7 protein-coding genes are annotated in these 4,671 nt (G+C 69.1%); 5 read left to right on the forward strand and 2 right to left on the reverse strand.

Going from position 1 to position 4,671, the window contains the following annotated elements; translation table 11 throughout:
- The 5 genes from ITP53_RS53815 to ITP53_RS53835 all read left to right on the forward strand — a co-directional run.
- Positions 1-1,350, forward strand: a 1,350-nt coding sequence (locus ITP53_RS53815) for a hypothetical protein (protein ID WP_195903214.1), incomplete at its 5' end; no start/stop codon positions are given.
- 1 nt (position 1,351) lies between these two features.
- Complete coding sequence (locus tag ITP53_RS53820) at positions 1,352-1,651, forward strand: hypothetical protein (protein ID WP_195903215.1); 300 nt, start codon at positions 1,352-1,354, stop codon at positions 1,649-1,651.
- 61 nt (positions 1,652-1,712) lie between these two features.
- Positions 1,713-2,147 (forward strand): hypothetical protein, encoded by a 435-nt coding sequence (locus tag ITP53_RS53825; RefSeq protein WP_195903216.1) that lies wholly within the window; start codon positions 1,713-1,715, stop codon positions 2,145-2,147.
- A complete protein-coding gene (locus ITP53_RS53830; RefSeq protein WP_195903217.1) occupies positions 2,147-2,911 on the forward strand; it encodes a peptidoglycan recognition protein family protein in 765 nt (254 codons plus the stop codon). The genes ITP53_RS53825 and ITP53_RS53830 overlap by 1 nt, the downstream gene beginning before the upstream one ends.
- A 50-nt stretch (positions 2,912-2,961) precedes the next feature.
- Positions 2,962-3,189, forward strand: coding sequence for a hypothetical protein (locus ITP53_RS53835; RefSeq protein ID WP_236052208.1), 228 nt, complete (start codon positions 2,962-2,964; stop codon positions 3,187-3,189).
- A 109-nt stretch (positions 3,190-3,298) separates the two neighbouring features.
- Here the strand turns inward: ITP53_RS53835 and ITP53_RS53840 are convergent, their stop codons facing one another.
- Positions 3,299-3,754, reverse strand: a complete 456-nt coding sequence (locus ITP53_RS53840) for a hypothetical protein (protein WP_195903218.1) — start codon at positions 3,752-3,754, stop codon at positions 3,299-3,301.
- A gap of 438 nt (positions 3,755-4,192) precedes the next feature.
- The gene (locus ITP53_RS53845) at positions 4,193-4,492 is read right to left on the reverse strand and encodes an HU family DNA-binding protein (protein ID WP_195903219.1); all 300 of its coding nucleotides are present in this window, start codon (positions 4,490-4,492) and stop codon (positions 4,193-4,195) included.
- Positions 4,493-4,671 lie beyond the last annotated feature (179 nt).

The raw sequence follows: 4,671 nt of genomic DNA on the forward strand, positions 1-4,671 counted from the left end.
GACGGGGGCGGGGCGGGCACGTCCGCCATCATCGCCGCCCGCACCAGCCTGTCGAGCGCCGGCCTGCCGGTGCTGGACATCAACGCCGACCAGCCGGCGTTTATCGGCGGCTGGCAGGCGTGGACCGTCATCGTCGCGCCGGGCGACACTGTTCCGCCGCCGCCACCGCAGCCTGCTTTCGCCGTTTCCGGCAGGGCGTTGTACCGGTTCACCGCCCACGACTTTTCGACCGGCGACTACATCGACGACATCTATCCGCGCGACGTCGAATACACCAAGCGGATCCGCGAGCCCGGAACCTTTTCCGGGTCGCTGCCGATCCCCAACCGGCGGGTGGCTGCCGCAGTCCGCCGCGTCATCCCCAAGGTGAAATCCGACCTGTCGACGGGGCCGGGCCGGGTCGAGATCCGCATCTGGCGGGACGGCGAACTGTGGGGCCGGTACTGGCTGACCGGCGCCCGCCTGAGCAGAGGCCGAGACGGCAAGATCTCGATCGAGCTGCGCGGCACGACCTTGGATGGCTATTGGTTCTCGCTGAACGTCACCGAAACCTTGGACGGATCCGATGACGAGCAGATCAGCGCCGCCCGGACGTTCCTCTCCTTCGCCTTGGACAAGCCCGGCGCCGACATCCCCGGCATCCAATTCCAGGGCGGATCCAGCAGGGTGTTCCGGCCCTTCCTGGTGAAACCGGAGGACAACACCTCCTACGGCCGCGCCGTCCAGGAGTACGCCAGGTCTGAGAACGGGTTCGAGTACACGCTGAACGAGACCGTTGACGAAACCGGAGTCGTGTCCACCTGGGTATGGGGCGCACCCAAACTCGGTAGCGGTGTCGCCCACGTGTTCAGCACCAGCACGCATGGTGGCGACATCGCCGAATACGGCGTCGACATCGACGCGCTGCGGGGCGGGACGGACTGGCGGGCGCGCGGCGGCACCCTCCAGCCGAATGCGGAAGAGGACGGATTCACCGTCTACTCCGACCCGGTGGTGACCCCGCACCGCGCCGCGGGCTGGGCCAGGACCGACCACATCGTCGACCACCCGAACCAGTCCACCGACGAGGACGAGCTGAACGGGCTGGCCGAGTACTACGCCGAAATCGGCGGCGGCGCCCTCTGGGTGCGCACCGTGGCCGTGATCCTGCCCAAGAAGCCCACCCTGAACATGAACTCGCTCGGCGACTACGCCAGGTTGTTGATCACGGACGTGTGGCACGAGAGCGAAGATGGCGGCGCCGGCCTCGACATCTCGGAGCGAATCCTGGAGATCAAGGTGAGGCCGTCCGGCCGTGGCCGAGGCCGCGAAGAAGCCCAGCTCACCCTCGAAACGGTGGAGGTTCCCTGACATGACAGACCAGTACGGAACGTCACTCGAAACCATGCTCAGGGATATCGAGCGCCGCCTGCAGAAGCTGGAAACCGCAGTGCGGACAAAGCCCGCCTTGAACCTGCCAGACATTCCGGTGCTGGACGTCCCAGGCGTCGCCCCCACCTATCCGGGCTCCTTCAGCTCCCCGGCCACGGTGAGCGGGACCGTCGAGCCCGTGCACTACAACGCGCTCCGCGCGGACATCGTCGCACAGCTGCACGGGCCGCTGAGGGAAGTGATCCAGTCGGGGCGCGGGAGCGGTCTTTGGCGCTCGTGAAAGGAGCACGGCGCCACCATCCATCCACGGCGCTTCGCCGTACGAACACGAACGGAGCGCCTTGGACGCTTCCATCCTGATCGCCCTCGTCAGTCTGGCCGGCACGCTGGGGACCGCGCTGCTCGCTGGCCGCGCCTCGACCAAGGCCGGGCGGATCAAGGCCGAGGCCGACGAGCGCGCGAGCGCACGCCAGGCCGAGGCCGAGGCGTACGTCCGCGCCCGCACGTTCTATGACGAGATGTTGACCGACCTGCGCGAGGAGCTGGAGCGCACGCGCGCCCAGGTCGAGCGGATCGAGGCCCAGTCGGCTCGGCTGGCTGAGATGCTCGCGGCCGAGCAGGACACCTCGCACGCGCTACGGGTGCAGATCCGACAGTTGCGCGAGCAGATCGCCGCGTTGGAGTCGAGCATCGCCCAGTGGGAGCGGCGTGTCGCTGACCTGCGCAGGCAGCTTATGGAGGCGGGCGTGACGCCCGTCGAGGAGGTGACTATCTGATGGATCTGGTGTCTCGGAAGGAGTGGCGCGCGGCGGCGCCGACTGGCTCGTACACGAGCGTGTCGAGCACGCGGGGTGTGAAGGTTCACTACACGGGCGGGCCAGTGCCTGCGCGGATCGTGGACGATCACAAGCTGTGTGTCGAGCATGTGCGCGATGTTCAGCGGATGCACATGTCGGGTGGGCGCGAGACGGCGTACATCGACATCGGGTACTCGATGGTGGCCTGTCCGCACCGGAAGGTGTTCATGGGGCGCGGGCCGCACCGGTTGCCGGCGGCGAACGGGGCCGGGTTCAACGCTGGCCACTACGCGGTGTTGCTGCTCGTCGGCTCGTCGGGGTTCGTCGAGCCGAACGCCGGCGTACTGCATGCGGGCCGCGACGCGATCGAGTACCTACGCAAGCAGGGCGACGCCGGGCCAGAGATCAAGGGGCATCGCGACGGGTTCGCGACGGCGTGCCCTGGCGGGCCGCTCTACGCATGGGTGAGGGCTGGCGCGCCGCGCCCTGGTGGCGCTGCTGCTGACGTGGATGGGGGGGATCTGGTGGCCAAGCTGCCGCTGCTCAAGGTCGGTTCTGAGGGTTGGGACGTGAAGACGCTGCGCTGGCTGCTCGGCGCGCGGGGGTTCCCGCCCGTGGACCTGTGGTCGACCGAGTTCGACGCCGACCTGCGCGAGGTGGTCGTCAGGTTCCAGCGCGAGCAGCACGTCGACGATGACGGGCTGGTTGGCCCTGACACGTGGTCGCGGCTGATGCGCGTGTGATCTTCCCCCGCCGTTGGGGCTGGGGGTCATGTACGGAAGGGGATCCAGGAATGGCATTGAGTGAGGCGAACAAGAGGACGGCGCGCACGGTCTTGCAGACGCTCGTCGGTGTGGCCGTTGTGCTGCCCGCGATCGTGGGCGCGTCGGGCATCCCGGAGACGCTGCCGTGGGTGGCGGGTTCGCTCGCCGTGGCCGGTGGTGTGGCGCGGGTGATGGCGCTGGAGTCGGTGCAGCGGCTTTTGCCGTCGTGGCTGCGGACCAGCTCGCCGGCCGAGTAGTCGAGACATGAGAACGCCCCCGCCCTCTTCGGAGGGTGGGGGCGTTTTCTGCGTTTCGCAGCCTGGCGGACTGACCGAGGTGTCTACCGTAGCCGATCGCCGAGCTGCGTCACTGGACGATCTCGCCAAGCGCGGTCTCGTACGCGGCGGCGTCGGATGAGCCGAGTTCCTTGGAGACGCGCACGACGACGTTGCCGGCGGCGTAGGTGTACTCGCCGAACATCGGCGACTTGGACGCGATTGCCTGGATGTAGTCGACGCGCTGCTCGGCGGCGTCGGCGTCGGCGAACACTTCGACGCCGCCGCCCGCTGTCACGTCGCCCTCTTTGGCGCCGTCAGCCTTGACGCGCGAGTCCGAGAACGCCGCCTTGCTGAGGTAGCCGTTGGGGCGGCCAAGCAGCTTGTTCGGGTCGCTGTCCTCGGTGTACGTGACGGTGACCTTGACCGGCAGCCCGTGAGTGGCGAGGTCGGCGACGATGCCGGCGGCGTCCTTGTCGGTGGTTGCCCCGCCACAGGCGGCGGTGACGAGCAGGACGGCGGCGGCGAGAGCGTAGCGGATCCTCATGGATTCCTCCGGGGGTAGGCCGCCGGGCGGCGGCGTGATCTTCGGGGCGTCATCGTAGCGACGGCTCGGGTGGTTTTCCCAGGATCTGAGGGGCCGATTTTAGCGGCTGATGGCACAGCTTGGCGGGAAGAGTCCGGGGACGCCCCTTGCGCGGGCGTGAGGGGCGTTTGAGCGCCGTCTAGCGGCATGTGCGGGGCTGGCGTCGGGTTCGGGGTTACGCCGATGGGCCGAGAGTGGGGAGATCGAGCCCCGCGGGGCGAGCGCTTGAGAGCCCCGCTAGAGCGGTTGGTGACACAGCTTGTGGGTAGGAGACTCGATCGGCCCCCTACGGGCGCGAGAGACGCCCTACAGCGCCGTCTAGACACAAAAGCGGCGGCCCGCCCCCCAGAGAGGAAGGGGCGGGCCGCCGACCTACCGCGCGAGCGGGCTAACCAGACGTCACGCGACAGCCCCCGGAGTGTCGCGGATCCTCGCCTTGAGCGCATCGCTCGCGCGGAAGCTGATCGCCGGGCGCGCCGGCACGTCGATGGGGTCACCCGTGCGCGGGTTGCGAGCCGCACGCGCCTTGGCCATGTAGGTGGAGATCACGCCGATCTTGTGCAGGCGCACCGGCTCGGCGGCGGCGAGCGACTTTTCCACGAGATCGCCGAGCGCGTCGATCACGGCCTCGGCAGCGGCCTTAGACGGCACGCGCGGGTCCAGCGCCAGAGCGGCGACAAGCTCTTTCTTGGTGTCCATGGCGGTCCCTCCTGTGCGGGTGGTTGCTGGGCCGATCCTGTCGGGCGCTCGCCGAGGGGCAGGAGTCGCGCAGGCGCTCGGCGGCGCGTCTCGGCGTGGCCGGCCTAGCGGCGCGAGAGGGTGCCGGGGTGGCCTGGCGGGGCGCGGCGGGGGTTCGAGCGGGGGCCGCTAGGCGGGCT

Source organism: Nonomuraea cypriaca, assembly GCF_015645445.1.
GTDB lineage: Bacteria > Actinomycetota > Actinomycetes > Streptosporangiales > Streptosporangiaceae > Nonomuraea > Nonomuraea cypriaca.